This window comes from Sphingobium sp. CECT 9361 (assembly GCF_918741285.1).
GTDB lineage: Bacteria > Pseudomonadota > Alphaproteobacteria > Sphingomonadales > Sphingomonadaceae > Sphingobium.
In genome coordinates this window covers 1-15931 of the sequence record NZ_CAKKNC010000014.1, presented here as the reverse complement: position 1 = coordinate 15931, position 15931 = coordinate 1, and the positions used below count along the sequence as shown (strand labels likewise).

The following is a 15931-nucleotide window of genomic DNA, read 5'->3' as shown; positions in this document are numbered from 1 at the left end:
TCAGCGCAGAGGCTTTGCGGCGAACGCCTTCAGCTGCGCAGGATCCGTAATGCCGACGATCCTGCCGACTTCCCGGTTGCCTTTGTAGGCGATCAGCGTGCTTTGCTTGGTGATGCCGAGCAACTTCTTCTCAGCCCCCTGATTGTCATAGTCGAGGCGAAGGATGATCAGGTTCTTGTACGCGGGATCTTTCGCGAGCTTTTCGATCGTCGGCGCCTGGGCGCGGCAAGTTGGGCACCAAGGCGCAAAGGCGTCCACCAGAACAGGCTTGCCGGCCGCCTGAGCCGCCTTGAGCGCCGCTAGGCTGAATGGTCGAACCGGCTGGGCCTGAACGGGAGCAGCAATAACGATAAGCGCTGCAAGAGGCAGTACGCGAAGAAAGGTCATGATCGCAATTCCATGGTTGATTGGAGACGAGGAGAGCTTCGATCAGACTCTTGAAGAGGTTACAGCTCAGCTTGCCTTGGTTACGGCCAGCACCGGACCACCCCGACCCGCTTGCAGGAAGATGGCTGTAGCCAAACCGGGGGCGGCTGGGGGAAGAGCGAAGCTGATCGCTCTACCATCCCAGTGCCCGATCCTCACCAGCCGACGAACGATGTTGCGATGCGGGAGGGTCCGACCTCCATTCTCACCGGCCCTAATCGGAACCTGAACCGTTCGCGGGTCATAGTTGGCGATCCAGACATCCGCACCGCCGGCCGGCGCGCGGCCGGCGCCAACACTAGCCTTGCCGTTCGCGATGGCGAGCGGAGGTCCGTCGCTGCGCGCTGTGCGGATCGATGCGTCGAGTTCGCTTCGGCTGTTGCCGACGATCGTCTTCGTGCCATTGATCCAGACCTGAGGTGTCGCAACATTGCCAAGACGGTTGTAGCGTGAATAATCCCACTGGCGCTGCGTGAATTGCGGCGTTGCAAAACTGTCGCGCCAGCCGAGATAGTCCCAGTAGGTGACACCGAACGACAGAGCCACGACATCGGGGCGGTCGGCCAGAGCATTCACGTTGGCGTTGGCCGGTGGGCAACTCGAACAACCCTGGCTCTGATAGAGTTCGACCAGAACGGGACCGCCGCGCCGCGCTGGAACCGCCTGAGCATCCCCGCGACCGGACTCGATCAAGCCCATGACGCCCGCGCCAAAGGCGAGCACGCCGAGAATCAGCGCTGGAGCGCGCATCACGGTTCCTTTCAGTAGCCCGGCATCGCGCCCATTATGGCGCCTGCGATTGTGATCGTGCCGATAGTGAGCATGGCGATGAGCGCCACGCCGGAGCCGATGACCGGGAGCGCGCCGGAAAATGCCGCCTGGGTGGTATTGGTCCGCACGATTTCGTTCCTCTCGGACATGTTGCTTGATGATTGGGAATTCGCCGCCATCGGCGCGGTGGTTACAGTTCGCCGACCAAGAAACTCCCTTGGAGCGCGTAATCCGCAACAAAGCAGCGGGCAGCGCGTGTAAAGAACGCAGCCGCGATCGACAGCGCCCGTTCCACCACTCGATCGCGGACGACTGTCTCAGTTAGTGAACCGCACGCCCGAGCGTTCTCGTGCATCGACATGCAGTTCGAAGATATCGGGCCTCGAATAATGGCCAGCGGTATCGAGATAGAGGCGCCCCTCGGCGAGCCTACCCGGATCGATCGTGGCGCTGAGCGTGGAAGGATCGCCGCTGGCCGCAACCACGATGATCGAGGTATCCGGGCCGATGATGGCGCTACCCCCCGATTTCAGCAGTTCGCGCTCCGCGGGGATCGCCTCCAATATTGAACGCGCGTCGGGTTCCGCAATGTCGAGGCTATCAAACCCGTCGAGCACATCGTCCCTGGTCAAAACCGTGCCCGCGGCCGCGACATAGCATTGGCCTTCGAAGGCATAGTGACGGCTCGCGAGGAGGTGGAGTTCCGTGACGGCGGGCCACAAAGCGAAATGCAACACCTCCCCATGTTGATGCCGCGCCGCTCTGGCGAGCGGCATCCAATGCTCCCAGCAGATAAGCGCACCGACAGGTCCGTGCGTTCCTGGCCAAGGCCTCAAGGTGCTGCCGTCAGCGGCCGCCCAAATCAGCCGCTCGTTATGCGTCGGCATGATCTTGCGGTGGATATCACGCCACCCGCTCGGGGTTGTGCGAACGACACTATTGTAGATGCTTGAGCCGCGTCGCTCCTGAATGCCCATCACGATCTCGACCGAAAGCTCAGCGGAGAGGTCGGCAAGCCGCGCGATTTCTGGCCCCTCCAAATCCGGGCAATTCGCAAACAATATTCGAAACAATGACTCCGCCGGGCGATGTCCCCAAAGCGCCGCGCCAGCGCTCTCATCCAGCCAAACGGGATAGCCGGGTAACCAGGCTTCCGGGAACACGACAATAGCAGCACCGCTTCGGGCCGCATCACGTATCAACACCTCGGCGCGGTCCATGCTGGCCGCAAGATTGAGGAAGACGGGCGGAGCCTGGACGATCGAGATAGAGAAATCCGTCACCGCGTCGCTCCCGTCCGGAAAAATGTGTGTGGCGGGAAGCGGGGGGGCATCTCCCGCCACACAGCGCCGCCTTCTTGACTCTTTTTACACGGCGCATTGGTTCATTCGCCCATAAGCAATCGGGGGTTACAGGAAGTCACGCCCGCCTCTGTGATTTCCTTAAATCAATCTGCTGCCCCACAGTCCCGACGCCTGGTGAAGAATCAGCCAGCGCTCCCTTCAACCCGTTCCTTCAATTCGGCGTCGATCGGACAGTTGGTGCAAGCATCGTGCTGGCACAGGCGGCAGATGCGATATGAATGGTCTGAATCGCGCAGACGGGAGCGGAGGACACGCTGAGACAATTCCGCCAATATAGCGATCTCATCTGCGCTCAGAACGTCAAGGCTGGACGCCAAGACTTCGCCCCTCGCTTCAAGAACGGCGGCGCAGGCCTGCTGCCCCGTTGGGGTTAGATAGAGCGAAACGGCGCGACCGTCGTCGGCATGCCCCCGTCTTTCGATCAGCCCTTCGGAGACGAGTCGATCGACGAGTCGAACAGTGCCTGCATGAGACAGTCCGACACCAGCGGAGAGCGTCCTGATCGAAAGGCCCGGTTCGTGATCCAAAAGAGCCAGCGCCGCGGCCATCGGGCCGGCCTCGGGTGCCTTGGACGCGACTGCACGGGCAATTTCGTCACCGATCATCAAGGCGAAGGCCCCGATCGTGTTCCTGTCACGGTTCGTATGCATCGCCCACATCTATATGCGCGGCGCATATAGACAAGCCTCAATCTGCAATATATGCGCGGCGCATATAATTCACGTACCGGAGCATGAACGCACGAGATCGCTCAATTCCACCGCGCTCCTCATTCGAGCGCCGCGACGAGCGGGATCGATCAATTGAAGCTGGACACCCACGGCGCAGTGGGGACGCGAAATCACACCAAGCACTTTCCAATTCGCATAAAGAAAGGACTGAAATATGAAAATTTTCGACGACTACGGCTTTCGGGTCGCGGAGCATGGCCGGAGTGACCTCGCCCTCCTGCGCTGGGCATTGGTCATTGTCTTCCTCTGGTTTGGCGGAATGAAATTCACCGCCTATGAGGCAAACGGAATCGCACCGTTCATCGACAACAGCCCCATCATGCACTGGCTCAACATGCTCGGCATCCAGGGGCAGAGCTATGCCATTGGCGTGATCGAACTTGCGACGGCGTGTGCCCTTGTTGCTGGAGCTTTCCATCCCACTTTTTCAGCACTCGGCGCGGCGATGTCGATTGCGACCTACGCCATAACGCTGACGTTCTTCGTGAGCACGCCCGGCGTGGCTGAGCAAACCGCCGGCGGTTTTCCCGCAATCTCGGCGGCGCCCGGCCAATTTCTATTGAAAGACGCCGTTCTTCTGGCTGCATCCCTCGTCTTGTTCGTAAACTCGGTCCAGCGGAAGGGATCAAGCGTCGCCTAACCAGGCTGCGGCTTGACGAGAGGCGAACTTGAGGAGACGGCAACATGCCATTTCAAGGCGGTGGCACGGCCACCGCCCTCTCCCGAACCAATAACGGGCCATGACCGGCGCCAAAAGTTCGCGCGAAGGCGTTCGGCGGACGTCAGGTGTAACCCTCTCCACCACTCTGTCGGGATTTTTCTCGCGAACATCCTCCGTTGCCTCTTGGATGCACGTCAGTCCCGGACCGACCCCAGCGTAACCGATTGCCTCGCGGTTCCGAATGTAGAGTCAAGACTCGCGGCGTGGAGGCCCGTCGACCGAGTGTTCGACGGAGCATTTGATGAATACCGAAGTGTTGATTGTGGAGCTTTCCAGGAATTTGCAGCCCGTGCCCCTGCATGGTCCGCGCGCCCTTTTGCGCCGGGGTTTAATTCGGGGTGCGGCCGTCGCGATGGTGCTGGTCTTGTTCTGGCCTTCGCTGGCCGTGCGTAGCGATTTGTCCGTAGCGGCCGTGACAATGGGCTTCTGGATGAAGCTGCTCTACACCGCCTCGATCGCGTCGCTCGGCTTTTTCGCTCTCGAACGATTGAGCCGGCCTGGCGCTCGCGACCTTCACTGGACGCGACTCTTGTGGCCACCCATCGCTCTGTTGGCATTGGTCACGTCCATCCAGCTGGCCATCGCCCCCGACGGAAATACTGCCTCCTTCTGGATGGGCTCGAGTTGGTTTCAGTGCCCGCTCTATGTGATGTTGTTATCGGTGCCGGTGTTCGTTGGGCTGGTGCGGGCGATGGCCCACCTTGCTCCGACGAGGCTTGAGGCCGCTGGCGCAGCTGCGGGATTGGTTGCTGGCGCCACTGGCGCTTCCATCTACGCTCTACACTGCGCCGAGACATCGCCTGGCTTCGTGCTGCTATGGTACTCGCTCGGCCTTGCCGCAGCGACGTTGGTCGGCGCCGCCGTCGGACCACGGCTCTTACGCTGGTAAGGCGGCGGGCCCGTCTCGCGCCCACCCCAATCGCATTGCGGCGCGAAACTTTCGGAGCAGGTGTAACCGCCAGACGCTACCACTCGTATTCCGTCATGTGCCGGGCTGTCCCTCCGTTCCGTCCGGGCCCGGCACACCGATCGGAGTAAGTCTGTGCCGGAAGAAACAATCGCGCCATTTCACGGCTTCGGGCTCGGCCTGCGGATTCCACACTTCCAGAATTATCTGACCGAGGCCGTTCCTGTCGATTTCATCGAGATCATCTCCGAGAATTTCATGGGGGCCGGCGGGCGCCCGATCCACGTTCTCGATGAGGTGCGCGATCGCTGGCCCGTTGCGATGCATGGCGTTTCAATGTCGATCGGTTCGGCTGACGGCATCCGTTCCGACTATCTTGCGCGCCTGAAAGCGCTGGCTGATCGAATCCAGCCATTATGGGTCTCCGATCATCTGAGCTGGTCGCGCGTTGGGGAGGTCAATTCCCATGACCTGCTCCCGCTGCCCTTCACCGAGGAAGCACTCAACACCGTTTGCGCGAACATCGAGCATGTCCAGGATGCGCTCGAACGTCCGCTGGTCCTCGAAAACCCCTCGACCTATCTGACCTTCGCCGACGACCAGATGACCGAATGGGCCTTCCTTGCCGAGATGACGAAACGGACGGGCTGCTACCTGCTACTCGACGTCAACAACATCTATGTGAGCGGAACGAACAACGGCTTTGACCCCTATGATTATCTGGCGGGCGTGCCGGCGGACCGTGTTCGGCAAATCCACCTCGCGGGCCACAGCCAGGGGCAAGGCCGGCTAATCGATACGCACGACGAGCCTGTTCCCGATCCAGTTTGGGATCTGTTCGCCCGGATTTATCCTCGTCTCGGACGCGTCGCCACTATGATCGAGCGCGACGACAACATTCCTCCGCTTCAGGATATGTTGGACGAGCTGGATGTTGCGCGCCGCATCGCAGGCGACGTCACGGCGGCCGCGGCATGACGCTTCTCGACCTTCAACGCGATTTCCTGGGATTCCTGTTGGATGAACCGAGCGACATTCCGGTTGCCGTTGGCGGGTCCAGTGGGCCGGGCCTTGCCGTCTATCACAACGCCTATGGTGGCCAGCTCGTAGAGTGCCTCAAAGACAGTTACGAACGCCTGTGGGCGTGGCTCGGAGACGAGGCGTTCGAAGCGGCTGCGCGCCGGCATATCGCCGCCCACCCGCCGCATAGCTGGACGCTCGCCGACTACGGCGTCAAATTCTCGGAGACAATGGCCGACCTTTACCCGGACGATCCTGAGGTCGCCGAAATCGCCGCGCTCGACTGGGCTTTGCGGCGCGCGTTCGACGGCCCCGACGCACCGGCCTTCGACCGGCAACAGCTCGCAGCGGTCGATTGGGATGAGGCGGTGATCGCATTCGTGCCGACGCTCACGTTGCTGCCCGTCAAGACCAACTGTGGCGCGATCTGGAACGCGATCGCCGCCGAAGAGGAAGTTCCGGCAGCCGAGTTGCTGCCCGAGCCGGGTTGGGTGCGTGTTTGGCGCGTCGGTCTTCAACCGCATTTCGCCTCGATCGAGACCGCTGAGATGGGCGCGATCCAGCTCGCATCGTCGGGCATGAGCTTTGCTCGCCTGTGCGACCGCCTGTCCGAAGAAATCGGCGTCGAAACGGCGGTCGATGCCGCCGGCCGCTATCTCGCGTCCTGGGTGCAAGACCAGATGATCGCAGACGTCCGGTGAGACTGTTTTGCATGAGGACCAAACCGAGATGATCCGCTTCTATTTTCACCCGACCCCGAACCCCTTGAAGGTCGCCCTGCTGCTCGAAGAGCTCGGCATCGGCTATGAGCTTGTGCCGGTCGATACCTTTAAGGGCGAACAGTGCGCGCCCTCCTTTCTCGCAATCAATCCGAACGGGAAAGTCCCGGCGATCGTCGACACCGAAGGCCCCGGCGGAGTTCCGACGGCGGTCTTCGATTCGACCGCGATCCTACTCTATCTCGCAGAAAAGCACGGTCAATTTCTTGGATCACCCGAGGATCGAGGGCAATTGCTCTCTTGGCTGTTTTTCGTGGCGTCGGGCCTTGGACCGTTTTCCGGCCAGGCGGTTCATTTCCAGCGCGCCGCGCCAGCGGGTCTGGACTATGCGCTCAACCGCTATCGGCGCGAAGCCGAGCGCCATTACCAGGTTCTCGACGATCACCTGCGCGATCGGACGTACATAGTCGGCGAGACCTACACGGTCGCGGATATGGCGGCCTGGGGATGGATCGAACGCGCCGGCTTCGTCTTCCCCGAATTCGACGAGCCCCTCAGTCGCTATCCCGATTTGGCCCGCTGGCATCGGCTGGTCAATGCGCGGCAGGCGGCGTGGCGTGCTCGCGATGTTGGGAGCGATCACGAATTCAAGCGCGAGTTCGACGAGCAAACGCTGCGCGCGCTCTTTCCCTCAAACTATGCTGCAGAAGGTTGAGGTGCCGGTCATGGACGTCGAAGGAAAACGGGTTCTCATCACTGGCGGGTCAAGCGGGATCGGGCTTGAATTGGCGCGTGGGCTTGCCGCGCGCGGTGCACGTCTGGTCATCGCTGCGTGCGGAGCAGCGCGCGTCGATGAAGCTGTCGGGGCTTTGAACGCATCAGGTGCGGAGGCTGCCGGCATCACTGCCGATGTCGCGACCCCGATAGGTCGCACGGCAGCCTTGCAGGGCGCGATCGAAGCATTCGGCGGGCTCGATATTCTCGTGAACAACGCCGGCGCGGTTCGCGCCGGTCGCCTTGATGCGATTGATGAAGAGGAGATCCGCGCCATGATCGAGGTGGATCTTGTTGCCCCTATCATGCTGACTCGCACGGCGTTGCCGTTGCTGCGAGCTGGTTCCGAGAGCATGATCGTTAACGTCTCTTCCGCGATCGCATTGGTCGCGATGCCGTTCTATGCGACCTATGCGGCGGTGAAGGCCGGTCTGTCGAGCTTTGGGGAGTCGCTGCGGCGCGAGCTCAATGGAGAAGGTGTTCGTGTGATGACGGTCTACCCCAGCGGCACCGATACCCCGATGATGGCGACGAACCAGGCGGGCCCAGAGATTGGATTCTCGCTGGAGCCAGCCGAAGCTGTCGCTGAAGCGATCATTGCAGGGATCAAGCATGACGCCATCAATGTGGTTCGTGGTGGTCCCGAAAGACAGGCCCTGATCGACCTGAACAGCAAGGATCCGATGGCGATCGACGCCCATTTTCTTGCGATCAAGGACGTCTTTGAGCGAGACGTACGCTCGCACTGCGCGCTGTGAACTGATGAGGAGCCCCCATGCTGACCAGGCCCGAAGGCTCATTGCCGGAAGACTTCCACCTGACGCGCCGGGCGGCCGCTGGTTTGTTCTTCGCCGGCTATGCTCTCGCGGCTTTCTCCGCGGAGGCCGCGCCGATCACGACACCTGAAGACGGGCTGATTATTGAGGGCGTAACGATTCCGAATGGCGCGTCCCAGCACTTACCGGCCTATGTCGCCCGGCCCGCCGGTCAGGCCCGACATGCCGCGATCATCGTCGTGAATGAAATCTTCGGAATCCACGATTATATCAAGGACATCTGCCGACGGTTGGCGCGTCTCGGTTATGTCGCGATCGCGCCCGATTTCTTCTACCGTTCGGGCGTCAATCTCCCGGCTATCGCCAACATCGAGCAGATCATCCCGATCGTCCGACAGGCGACACCCGACCAAGTCGACAACGATGTCGCAGCGACTTCGACGTGGCTGAAGGCTCAAGCGTTCGTCGAAGGCACGCGGATCGCGATCACTGGCTTCTGCTGGGGTGGCGCAGTCGTCTGGCGTGCTGCCATGGAAGATCCCGATATCAAGGCAGGCGTCGCCTGGTATGGACAGCTCAAGCCGCTGATCAGCCGTGCCGCAGAACTGAAGGCCCCGGTGTTAGGCCTGTACGGCGCGCTTGATCAGGGCATCCCCCAGGCCGATGTCGAAGCGATGCGCGCTGCGTTGCAAGCCGCCGGGAAAATGGGTTCGAATATCCACGTCTATCCCGACGCCCAGCATGGATTTCACGCCGACTATCGTTCGAGCTACAACAAAGGCGACGCGCGTGACGGATGGTCGCGGATGTTGGCACATTTCAAGGCAAACGGGGTGGTATGATGATCGATCGCTCGATTGACCCGACCGCTGATCAGGTACGCCAGTTGCGTGATGATGGACCGGACGGCCCCGTGACGATGGTCAACCTGCTGAAGTTCAAAGATCGGGCCGTCTATCCCGAAGACAGCGGGGAGCCGGCACGCTCGGGAAGCGAAGCCTATGCCCTGTACGAAAAGGCATTCAGCGTCACCGTCGGCACCGTCAGTCAGGCGAACATCATCTATAATGGCGATGTCGGGCTGGTTTTTATCGGCGAACCCGGCACGGCTCCGACTGACTGGGATCGGGTGCTGATCGTTCGCTATCCTTCGCGCGGGCATTTTCTCGCGATGATGCGCGACGAAACTTATCGCGCCGCGCTTGTTCACCGCTATGCAGCTATTGAACGAACCGTTCTCCTGCAATGCGGCACTGAGCTGGCCGCGCTGTAGATCCTTCTCAACATCGTAACTTTCGCAAGAGCGTTCATGGCCTCCGCTGGATTCGCAGCAGCTGGTGATGAAGGGCAAACGCTTGCTATCCGATGTGCGTGCGCCGGCTTCCGACGGAATTGTGGTCAACCGCGTCCTCCCGGTGGACCGGGAGGACGCGGTTCGTGGATCAGGCCTTCCAGTTCTCGGGGAAAATCCGTTTGAGCGCGTCGACCTTCGGCCGATCATTGACAATGATGTAGGGGTAGTTCGGGTTGCGGGCCATAAAGTCCTGGTGGTAGCCCTCCGCCGCAAAGAAGCCCCTCTGCTGCTCGAGGCGCGTGGCGATCGGCGCGGAAAAGACGCGAGCGGCGCTCAGCTGGCTGATGTAGGCACGCGCCACCCTCGTCTGGGCCGCCGATAGCGGGAACAAGGCGGTGCGATATTGGGTGCCTTCATCAGGCCCCTGTCGGTTCACTTGGGTTGGGTCGGCGACCACGGAGAAATAGATACGCAGCAACGTAGCGTAGTTCACCTGCCGAGGGTCGAACACGACCTTGACCGATTCCGCGTGGCCAGTCGCACCGCTCGAAACAGTCTCATATTGCGCGGTCGATGCCGAGCCACCGGCATATCCCGAAGTCGCGCTAACCACACCCTTCACATGGCTGAAGACACCTTCGACACCCCAAAAGCAGCCCCCGGCAAAGATCGCCGTCTCGCGATTTCCCCCAGGCGCCTCCTTCATGACCGCGACGGGAACCTTGATTGCGCTATTGCGAGCTTCGCTGGGCCTTATCGCAGCGGTCACGGCGACACCGGCGAACAATGTAACCGCAAGGGCAGTGGAACGTAACATGGACTCAAACTCCGGAAACATACCTCCAATCCGGCATTCGTTCGTGCCGCGACACAGGTTACACTCCTTCCTGTAACCATCCTGCCTTCGACTACGAATATGTCAGCATGGAACGATCGCTCGCTCAGCCTACTCGCCGCAAGCTCCTTGGGCTTGGCACAACTGCAGCCCTCGGCGCGCTCGCATGGCGGTTGATAGGCGCCGATGATGCCGCGGCTGTGGCGACCGTACCCGCCACATTTCGTCTCACCGACGCGGAATGGCGCAAGAGACTCTCTCCGCAGGCTTACGCCGTGCTCCGACGAGCATCGACCGAATACCCCTATACAAGTCCGCTCGATAAGGAGCACCGCAAAGGCACGTTCGCATGTGCTGGATGTGCGCTCCCGCTCTATTCGTCCGCGACTAAATTCGACAGTGGCACGGGCTGGCCGAGTTTTTACGACCACCTTCCTCACGCCATCGGCGAGCACCGCGACAATAGCCTTGGTGTGGAACGCACCGAGGTTCATTGTACACGATGCGCCGGTCATTTGGGACATGTCTTCAATGATGGCCCGAGACCGACCGGGCTTCGCTATTGCATGAACGGCGTAGCGATGACGTTCAAGCCAGCTTGAGCGGGCCATGACGGGCGCCAAATTAATTGTCGCCGGGCTCAGCCACCGAAGTTACCTCGAAGGCGGCTGCCTCTTCGTGCCTTGGCGAACCGCATTGGGATCGGGACGGCGCGCAATAGCAACAGCAATCTATGCCCCCTCTACGGTTGATTGCTGATGTCATTCAGCATTTGCCAGATACGACACGTCCTCGCCGCGGCCGATCACGGCAGCTTCTACAAAGCTGCCCGCGCATTGGGGATGGAACAGTCCACACTTAGCCGGGACGTTGCCAAACTAGAACGAATGATCGGAGTCCAAATTTTTGTGCGTTCGCGTGCAGGAATAAGTACGACAGGGGCCGGACGCGATTTTATTCGATGCGTTAGGCCAATGCTCGCGAATGCGGACAAGCTCGTAGCCATAATGCGTGCTGCTGGTCAGGGCCGCGCCGGCGACCTCGTTATCGGACATTATTGCTCGCTCTCGGCCGGCAACCTACGCGCGACCATGCTGGGTTGGCGCGGTGCGCATCCAGACGTCAATCTAGACGGGATAGAGGCAAACCGAGGTGCTTTGCTTGCTGGTCTCGATACCGGGGAGATCGACATTGCCATTATGGCGGGCGAAGCTGCCCATGATGGTTATCAGCGCGAAGCGTTCTGGAGCGAGCGCGTGATGGTAGCCCTGTCGTCGAGCCACCCTCTTGCAGAACGCGAGATCATCCATTGGACCGACCTTCGCAGCGAACGCTTCCTGCTCCCCGCAACAGACCCCGGTCCAGAAATTCGCGACATGCTACTCGGCCGCCTGTCGGTGGCGGGAATGCAGCCGGACGTCAGAATGCACCAGTCCGGTCATGGGACAATTCTTAGTGTGCTAGGCGACGGGCGCGGCCTCAGCATCATCTGCGAGGGTGGCTCCGGCACACAGTATCCCAATGTGGTCTATAGGCCCATGTACGGAGAACAAGGACCAGTGCTGATCTGCTATTCCGGATACTGGCGCGACGAAAATTGCAATCCCGCTTTGCGGCGATTTCTCCAATTCGTCAAAACACGCTATGCACTATCCTTCAAAATTTCTGAGAATTCAGTAGAATAGGGTTAGTTTTCGTTGGAGCGTAATGCCATGTCACAAGGCAAGCCACTTATCATTGTTCTGGTCGCGTTGGTCTTCGGATTTGCCGGAGGGTTCATCCTACGGCCGATCATCACGCCAGCGCCGCAAACGGCTGCGGTCGCCAGCCCAGCGACAGTTGCGCCGACATCGACAGAGGCGCGCGGCACACAGTATTTCGTGGCGCATGTCGATGAAGCGCGGCGGATCGTCGCCGGATGTCGCGATGGCTCAGTGCGCGGCGGCGAATGCGCCAGTGCCGAGCAAGCCGTGGCCGAAGTGGAAGGCCGCGAGCGCTTCAAGAAATTCATGGGCAACTGACGGCAGCGTGATGGCTCAGTCTTTCGCGCCGCCGCGACGCCGCGAAAACCCCCGGTCGCTTGCCATGAACTTCGCCAACATGGGTGAGACGAGCTTCTCGGGGGCGATGGCTTCCCCTCCCGTTTCGGCTGCGAGCGCAGCGGCGTAGGCGGCGAGATCGCGGTGAACGGCGGCGGGCAGTTCGACCGTCAGCTTCACCGGCCGATCATCGGCGAGAGGCCCCAGCTTCAATTTCGTCATCGTGCGCCTCCAGTGGGTTCCAATACGAGGTCGCGGGTCAGGATCACGCGCAAGGGGTGCCCCGGCCGAATGGTGAGTGTCGGCTGCACATTGAGCTGCCGCCGCACGATCTGCTGGCCGGTCTGGTTGATGGTGTCCTGCGAGCCGCGCCGAAGGGCACGGGTCAGGTCATCCTCACTGTCCGCGCCCAGCTCGGCGCCGACGCCGAGCAGCGTCGAGACGGCAGCGGCCTTGAGCAGGTTTCCCCAATGCTGATTGACGCGATCCTGTAGGCCGGCAAACCCGGCTCCGTCCGCGCCGGGCTGGCGCTCGAGAACGATCGAGCGGCCATCCGGCATGATGAGCCGGTCCCAGGCGAGCAGCACGCGGGTCTGCCCGGCGGCGATCTCGCTGTCATACTCCCCGATCAGCCGCGCGCCCTGCGGGATGAGCAGGATGCGCCCGGTCGGGCTGTCATAGACGTTGGCCGTCACCTGGGCCGTGATCTGGCCGGGCAGGTCGGAACGGACGCCGGTGATGAGCGCGGCGGGAATGATGCTGCCTGCCTGAACGATGTTGGGCGATGCCGGCGCCGTCAGTCGCTCGACGCTGACCGTGCGCTGGTTGGCCGCCTGCGCCATGAAAGCGCGCTTGGCGGCCTGATCGCTTTGCGCCGCCGTATCCCCTGCCGCTGGTGTCGCCGGGCTTGCCACGGCCAGGCTGGGCAAGGCCGGCGCGGCCGATGACGACGCTCCCCCGCCGCTGCCGAGAAAGACCGCGCTGGTGCGAGCCGCGTCCCGCTCCTGAGCGGCGCGCTGGCGGGCAGCTTCGGCGGCTTGGGCGCGCGGATCGGGCTGCGCGCCGACCGGCGGCACGGGCACGGGCACGGCATCGCCGCGCTGCTGCGCCGAGACGATCGGCCGGCCAAGATCGCCAGGTAGTGGCGGGCCAAGGCGCGGCGTTTGGCCGTAGTCCTTCGGCCCCGAGGTGATCGCGTCGGCCGTGGTCCGGCTGTCGGTATTGTAGAGTTCCTGAGCGGCCTTCTCGCCGGGCGGCCGTAGCGCGTAGATCAGCGAGCCGCCGATACCGAGACCCGCGGCGACGCCCATCACGGCCAGTGCCTTGCGCGACAGGCGCATGACGCGCGGCGGGTCGCCTCGGAGTTGGAAGGCTTGAGGATCGGAACGCGGCGCGCGCGTGGCGGGCGCTTCGGTCGAGGGAGTGTCGGCAGAATCGCTCACGGCCGCCGCCCCCGTCCATCGTCGCGCACGATGCGGACGCGCTGCTCACTGCGTTTGTCGCCGAGGCGCAGTTCGGCGGCGGCGAACAGGCGATCGACCACCATGTAGCGGCCCTGGACGCGGTAGTTGACCAGCTCGGCATCGCCGGCCGCGCCGGTCACGAACAGCGGCGGGATCTCGCCCTGCGAGATCCCGGCCGAAAACTCGATGAAGACCTGCTGGCCGTCGTCGAACGCGCGGGCGGGACGCCACGGCGCCCGATCGCCCTCGATGCGGTAGCGGAAGTTGAGAGCGGACACATCCACGCCCGTCGCCACTGGGGCGGCGGATGCGGCGGCGGCGTTCCGGCCCTGCAAGGCGATCAGCGCATCCTGCGGATAGGTCCAGCTCACCGACGCCATATAGGTCGCCGCCGTGGCGCGCAGCTCCAGATGATAGGTGCGCCGGTCGGTGTTGATGACGAGGTTCGTTGAAAGATCGGGCCGGGTGGGCTTCGCCAGGATATGCACGCGCGCCGTGGGACCGCTGCCGCTGATCGTATCGCCGATGATCCAGCGCACGGTGTCGCCGGCCGCGACCGGACCCGGCCCGACGAGCTGCTCACCTTCCTGCAAGGCGATGTCCGTGACCTGGCCGGGCGCGGAATAGACCTGATAGAGCGCGCCATCGGTCCAGGGATATTGCTGGATGGCGTTGAGGAACCCGTCGCGCACCGGCTGCACGCGCGCGGCGGCATTCGCCGCGCCCACGCGCCGGCGGGGATCGGACGGCTCCGGCGCGCGCGGCGTATCCGTCACCGGCTTTAGCTGGCCGGGAAGCGGCAGCGGCTCGGGGATCGTCACCACCTCGACCGGGCGTGGCGGTTCCGGCGCGGGCGTTGCCGTGATCGGCGCGGGCGGATCGTCATAGGCGATGGCGGGCGGCTTCGCCGATGTGGTGGCGCAGCCGGCGAGCGCCGATGCGGAAACGAGCAGCGCAGCGGACGCGGCGCGGCGGAACGGACTCGCGGTCATTGCGACAGCTCCTTCGACCAGTTGAGGGCATTGACGAAGACGCCGAGCGGATTCTTGCGCAGGGCATCGGGGGTGCGCGGCGGCTGCACGACGACGGTGAGGATCGCCGACCATCGTTCCGTCGCGGCAAGGCTGCCGTCCTGATAGCGGCGCTCGGTCCAGGCGACGCGGAAGCTGTCGGGCGAAGCGCGGATCACGCTCGATACGTCCACCGCGACCTGCACCTTGCCGACCTGCGCGAACGGATCGTTGGCGCGCGCATAGTCGTTGAGGAACAGCGCCCCCTTGTCGGTGGTGAAGTCGTAGGCGCGGAGCCAGTTCTGGCGGACGATGACGGGATCGGCGGGGATCGCGCGGACCTGCTCGATGAAGCGGGCGAGATGGAACGCGACCTGAGGATCGGTCGGGCGGTAGCCGCCCTCGGCCGGCGCGACCGCTTGGGCCTCGCCGAGCCGATCGACCTCAACCACCCAGGGCACGATATGCCCGCGGGCCGACTGCCAGACGAGGCCGCCAGCCAGGCCGCTCGATAGCGCCAGCGCGCCGAAGAAGGCGAGCCGCCAGTTCCTCGCCTGCACGCGAGACGAGCCGATCCGGTCGTCCCACACCTGCGCCGCGCGCTGGTAGGGAGTCGTCGGCTCCGGGGTTTGTCCGTATCGGATGCTGGGGCGTCGAAACATGGATCAATCCTTCTGGCTGAGATCGACGGACGATCCGCCGCCGCCGCCGTCGCCCGAGCGCAGCGTATGGGCGGCGACGGTCGCGCCGTGGGTCATGGTCTGGCGGCGTCTCATCGCGGCGGCCCAGGCGGGCGAGCCGCCGGAAGCCTCGGCCGCGGGCGCGGGGCTGCCGCCCGAAATGGCGCCGCCCGTCGCGGTGACGGCGGCACGGCCGCCCGAGCGGTAGCTGTCCTTGAGCGAAGCGGCGGCCTTGCGCAGCGGCGACATGGCTGCGCCGGCGGCCGCGCGGCCGACACCGGCGGCGCCGCCCGCGACGGCAGCGCCGCCGGTCTTGCCGGCCGAGCCGAGCGCGTAGGCGCTGCTGGCAGCGCCAGAGGTGAAGGCCGCGCCGCGGGCTGCACCACCCACGGCGCCCGCAA

At 63.1% G+C, this 15931-nt stretch carries 21 protein-coding genes and 1 pseudogene; 11 read left to right on the top strand and 11 right to left on the bottom strand.

All coding sequences use genetic code 11. The features are described 5' to 3' along the window. The 5 genes from LQ220_RS17280 to LQ220_RS17260 all read right to left on the bottom strand — a co-directional run bounded on the left by LQ220_RS17280 (position 1) and on the right by LQ220_RS17260 (position 3211). Complete coding sequence (locus LQ220_RS17280; protein ID WP_230189383.1) at positions 1–387, bottom strand: thioredoxin family protein; 387 nt, start codon at positions 385–387, stop codon at positions 1–3. A gap of 66 nt (positions 388–453) precedes the next feature. Then, complete coding sequence (locus LQ220_RS17275; protein ID WP_230189382.1) at positions 454–1176, bottom strand: DUF1223 domain-containing protein; 723 nt, start codon at positions 1174–1176, stop codon at positions 454–456. 11 nt (positions 1177–1187) lie between these two features. Further along, positions 1188–1325, bottom strand: a complete 138-nt coding sequence (locus LQ220_RS17270; protein WP_230189381.1) for a hypothetical protein — start codon at positions 1323–1325, stop codon at positions 1188–1190. Between the two features lie 189 nt (positions 1326–1514). After that, the gene (locus tag LQ220_RS17265) at positions 1515–2480 is read right to left on the bottom strand and encodes a carbon-nitrogen hydrolase family protein (RefSeq protein ID WP_230189380.1); all 966 of its coding nucleotides are present in this window, start codon (positions 2478–2480) and stop codon (positions 1515–1517) included. A 203-nt stretch (positions 2481–2683) separates the two neighbouring features. Continuing rightward, entirely contained in the window at positions 2684–3211 is a 528-nt protein-coding gene (locus LQ220_RS17260; protein ID WP_230189379.1) for a MarR family transcriptional regulator, read from the bottom strand. A 235-nt stretch (positions 3212–3446) separates the two neighbouring features. On the opposite strand from LQ220_RS17260, the gene LQ220_RS17255 reads away from it, so the two are divergent. The 8 genes from LQ220_RS17255 to LQ220_RS17220 all read left to right on the top strand — a co-directional run bounded on the left by LQ220_RS17255 (position 3447) and on the right by LQ220_RS17220 (position 9482). Further along, a complete protein-coding gene (locus tag LQ220_RS17255) occupies positions 3447–3932 on the top strand; it encodes a DUF417 family protein (RefSeq protein ID WP_230189378.1) in 486 nt (161 codons plus the stop codon). 322 nt (positions 3933–4254) lie between these two features. After that, positions 4255–4902, top strand: a complete 648-nt coding sequence (locus LQ220_RS17250; protein WP_230189377.1) for a DUF1109 domain-containing protein — start codon at positions 4255–4257, stop codon at positions 4900–4902. Between the two features lie 168 nt (positions 4903–5070). Further along, positions 5071–5898 (top strand): DUF692 domain-containing protein, encoded by an 828-nt coding sequence (locus tag LQ220_RS17245; protein WP_230189479.1) that lies wholly within the window; start codon positions 5071–5073, stop codon positions 5896–5898. Further along, the gene (locus LQ220_RS17240; protein ID WP_230189376.1) at positions 5895–6641 is read left to right on the top strand and encodes a DNA-binding domain-containing protein; all 747 of its coding nucleotides are present in this window, start codon (positions 5895–5897) and stop codon (positions 6639–6641) included. Before LQ220_RS17245 ends, LQ220_RS17240 begins: the two co-directional genes overlap by 4 nt. Before the next feature lie 28 nt (positions 6642–6669). Next, positions 6670–7374, top strand: coding sequence for a glutathione S-transferase C-terminal domain-containing protein (locus tag LQ220_RS17235; protein WP_230189375.1), 705 nt, complete (start codon positions 6670–6672; stop codon positions 7372–7374). Between the two features lie 10 nt (positions 7375–7384). After that, positions 7385–8191 carry an SDR family oxidoreductase gene (locus tag LQ220_RS17230; protein WP_230189374.1) on the top strand — a complete coding sequence of 269 codons (807 nt, stop codon included), beginning with the start codon at positions 7385–7387 and terminating at the stop codon, positions 8189–8191. A 17-nt stretch (positions 8192–8208) separates the two neighbouring features. Continuing rightward, the gene (locus tag LQ220_RS17225) at positions 8209–9051 is read left to right on the top strand and encodes a dienelactone hydrolase family protein (protein ID WP_230189373.1); all 843 of its coding nucleotides are present in this window, start codon (positions 8209–8211) and stop codon (positions 9049–9051) included. Then, on the top strand, positions 9048–9482 hold the full coding sequence (locus LQ220_RS17220; RefSeq protein WP_230189372.1) for a hypothetical protein: 435 nt from the start codon (positions 9048–9050) through the stop codon (positions 9480–9482). Before LQ220_RS17225 ends, LQ220_RS17220 begins: the two co-directional genes overlap by 4 nt. Positions 9483–9651: 169 nt before the next feature. On the opposite strand, the gene msrA is transcribed toward LQ220_RS17220, so the two are convergent. Further along, positions 9652–10320 (bottom strand): peptide-methionine (S)-S-oxide reductase MsrA, encoded by a 669-nt coding sequence (gene msrA, locus LQ220_RS17215; RefSeq protein ID WP_230189371.1) that lies wholly within the window; start codon positions 10318–10320, stop codon positions 9652–9654. A gap of 107 nt (positions 10321–10427) precedes the next feature. Here msrA and msrB point away from each other — a divergent pair, with 107 nt between their 5' ends. The 3 genes from msrB (at position 10428) to LQ220_RS17200 (ending at position 12359) form a co-directional block, all read left to right on the top strand. Next, positions 10428–10940 (top strand): peptide-methionine (R)-S-oxide reductase MsrB, encoded by a 513-nt coding sequence (gene msrB, locus LQ220_RS17210; protein ID WP_230189370.1) that lies wholly within the window; start codon positions 10428–10430, stop codon positions 10938–10940. A 156-nt stretch (positions 10941–11096) separates the two neighbouring features. Next, positions 11097–12023: a LysR family transcriptional regulator gene (locus tag LQ220_RS17205; protein WP_230189369.1), complete on the top strand. Its 927-nt coding sequence runs from the start codon at positions 11097–11099 to the stop codon at positions 12021–12023. Positions 12024–12050: 27 nt separating this feature from the next. Then, entirely contained in the window at positions 12051–12359 is a 309-nt protein-coding gene (locus LQ220_RS17200; protein ID WP_230189368.1) for a hypothetical protein, read from the top strand. Positions 12360–12374: 15 nt separating this feature from the next. Here LQ220_RS17200 and LQ220_RS17195 read toward each other — a convergent pair whose 3' ends face one another. The 5 genes and pseudogenes from LQ220_RS17195 to LQ220_RS17175 form a co-directional block, all read right to left on the bottom strand. Beyond that, positions 12375–12599, bottom strand: a complete 225-nt coding sequence (locus tag LQ220_RS17195; protein WP_230189367.1) for a DUF2274 domain-containing protein — start codon at positions 12597–12599, stop codon at positions 12375–12377. Continuing rightward, a complete protein-coding gene (locus LQ220_RS17190; RefSeq protein ID WP_230189366.1) occupies positions 12596–13819 on the bottom strand; it encodes a TrbI/VirB10 family protein in 1224 nt (407 codons plus the stop codon). The genes LQ220_RS17195 and LQ220_RS17190 overlap by 4 nt, the downstream gene beginning before the upstream one ends. Continuing rightward, complete coding sequence (gene trbG / locus LQ220_RS17185) at positions 13816–14832, bottom strand: P-type conjugative transfer protein TrbG (protein ID WP_230189365.1); 1017 nt, start codon at positions 14830–14832, stop codon at positions 13816–13818. The genes LQ220_RS17190 and trbG overlap by 4 nt, the downstream gene beginning before the upstream one ends. Further along, positions 14829–15512 (bottom strand): conjugal transfer protein TrbF, encoded by a 684-nt coding sequence (gene trbF, locus LQ220_RS17180; protein WP_230189364.1) that lies wholly within the window; start codon positions 15510–15512, stop codon positions 14829–14831. The genes trbG and trbF overlap by 4 nt, the downstream gene beginning before the upstream one ends. 3 nt (positions 15513–15515) lie before the next feature. Next, positions 15516–15931: pseudogene (locus tag LQ220_RS17175) on the bottom strand (P-type conjugative transfer protein TrbL); the annotation flags it as partial.

Coding starts and splice junctions, on each gene's coding strand:
- LQ220_RS17280 (WP_230189383.1), bottom strand. CDS start 387: ATGACCTTTCTTCGCGTACTGCCTCTTGCAGCGCTTATCGTTATTGCT.
- LQ220_RS17275 (WP_230189382.1), bottom strand. CDS start 1,176: ATGCGCGCTCCAGCGCTGATTCTCGGCGTGCTCGCCTTTGGCGCGGGC.
- LQ220_RS17260 (WP_230189379.1), bottom strand. CDS start 3,211: ATGCATACGAACCGTGACAGGAACACGATCGGGGCCTTCGCCTTGATG.
- LQ220_RS17255 (WP_230189378.1), top strand. CDS start 3,447: ATGAAAATTTTCGACGACTACGGCTTTCGGGTCGCGGAGCATGGCCGG.
- LQ220_RS17250 (WP_230189377.1), top strand. CDS start 4,255: ATGAATACCGAAGTGTTGATTGTGGAGCTTTCCAGGAATTTGCAGCCC.
- LQ220_RS17240 (WP_230189376.1), top strand. CDS start 5,895: ATGACGCTTCTCGACCTTCAACGCGATTTCCTGGGATTCCTGTTGGAT.
- LQ220_RS17235 (WP_230189375.1), top strand. CDS start 6,670: ATGATCCGCTTCTATTTTCACCCGACCCCGAACCCCTTGAAGGTCGCC.
- LQ220_RS17230 (WP_230189374.1), top strand. CDS start 7,385: ATGGACGTCGAAGGAAAACGGGTTCTCATCACTGGCGGGTCAAGCGGG.
- LQ220_RS17225 (WP_230189373.1), top strand. CDS start 8,209: ATGCTGACCAGGCCCGAAGGCTCATTGCCGGAAGACTTCCACCTGACG.
- LQ220_RS17220 (WP_230189372.1), top strand. CDS start 9,048: ATGATGATCGATCGCTCGATTGACCCGACCGCTGATCAGGTACGCCAG.
- msrA (WP_230189371.1), bottom strand. CDS start 10,320: ATGTTACGTTCCACTGCCCTTGCGGTTACATTGTTCGCCGGTGTCGCC.
- msrB (WP_230189370.1), top strand. CDS start 10,428: ATGGAACGATCGCTCGCTCAGCCTACTCGCCGCAAGCTCCTTGGGCTT.
- LQ220_RS17205 (WP_230189369.1), top strand. CDS start 11,097: ATGTCATTCAGCATTTGCCAGATACGACACGTCCTCGCCGCGGCCGAT.
- LQ220_RS17200 (WP_230189368.1), top strand. CDS start 12,051: ATGTCACAAGGCAAGCCACTTATCATTGTTCTGGTCGCGTTGGTCTTC.
- LQ220_RS17195 (WP_230189367.1), bottom strand. CDS start 12,599: ATGACGAAATTGAAGCTGGGGCCTCTCGCCGATGATCGGCCGGTGAAG.
- trbG (WP_230189365.1), bottom strand. CDS start 14,832: ATGACCGCGAGTCCGTTCCGCCGCGCCGCGTCCGCTGCGCTGCTCGTT.
- trbF (WP_230189364.1), bottom strand. CDS start 15,512: ATGTTTCGACGCCCCAGCATCCGATACGGACAAACCCCGGAGCCGACG.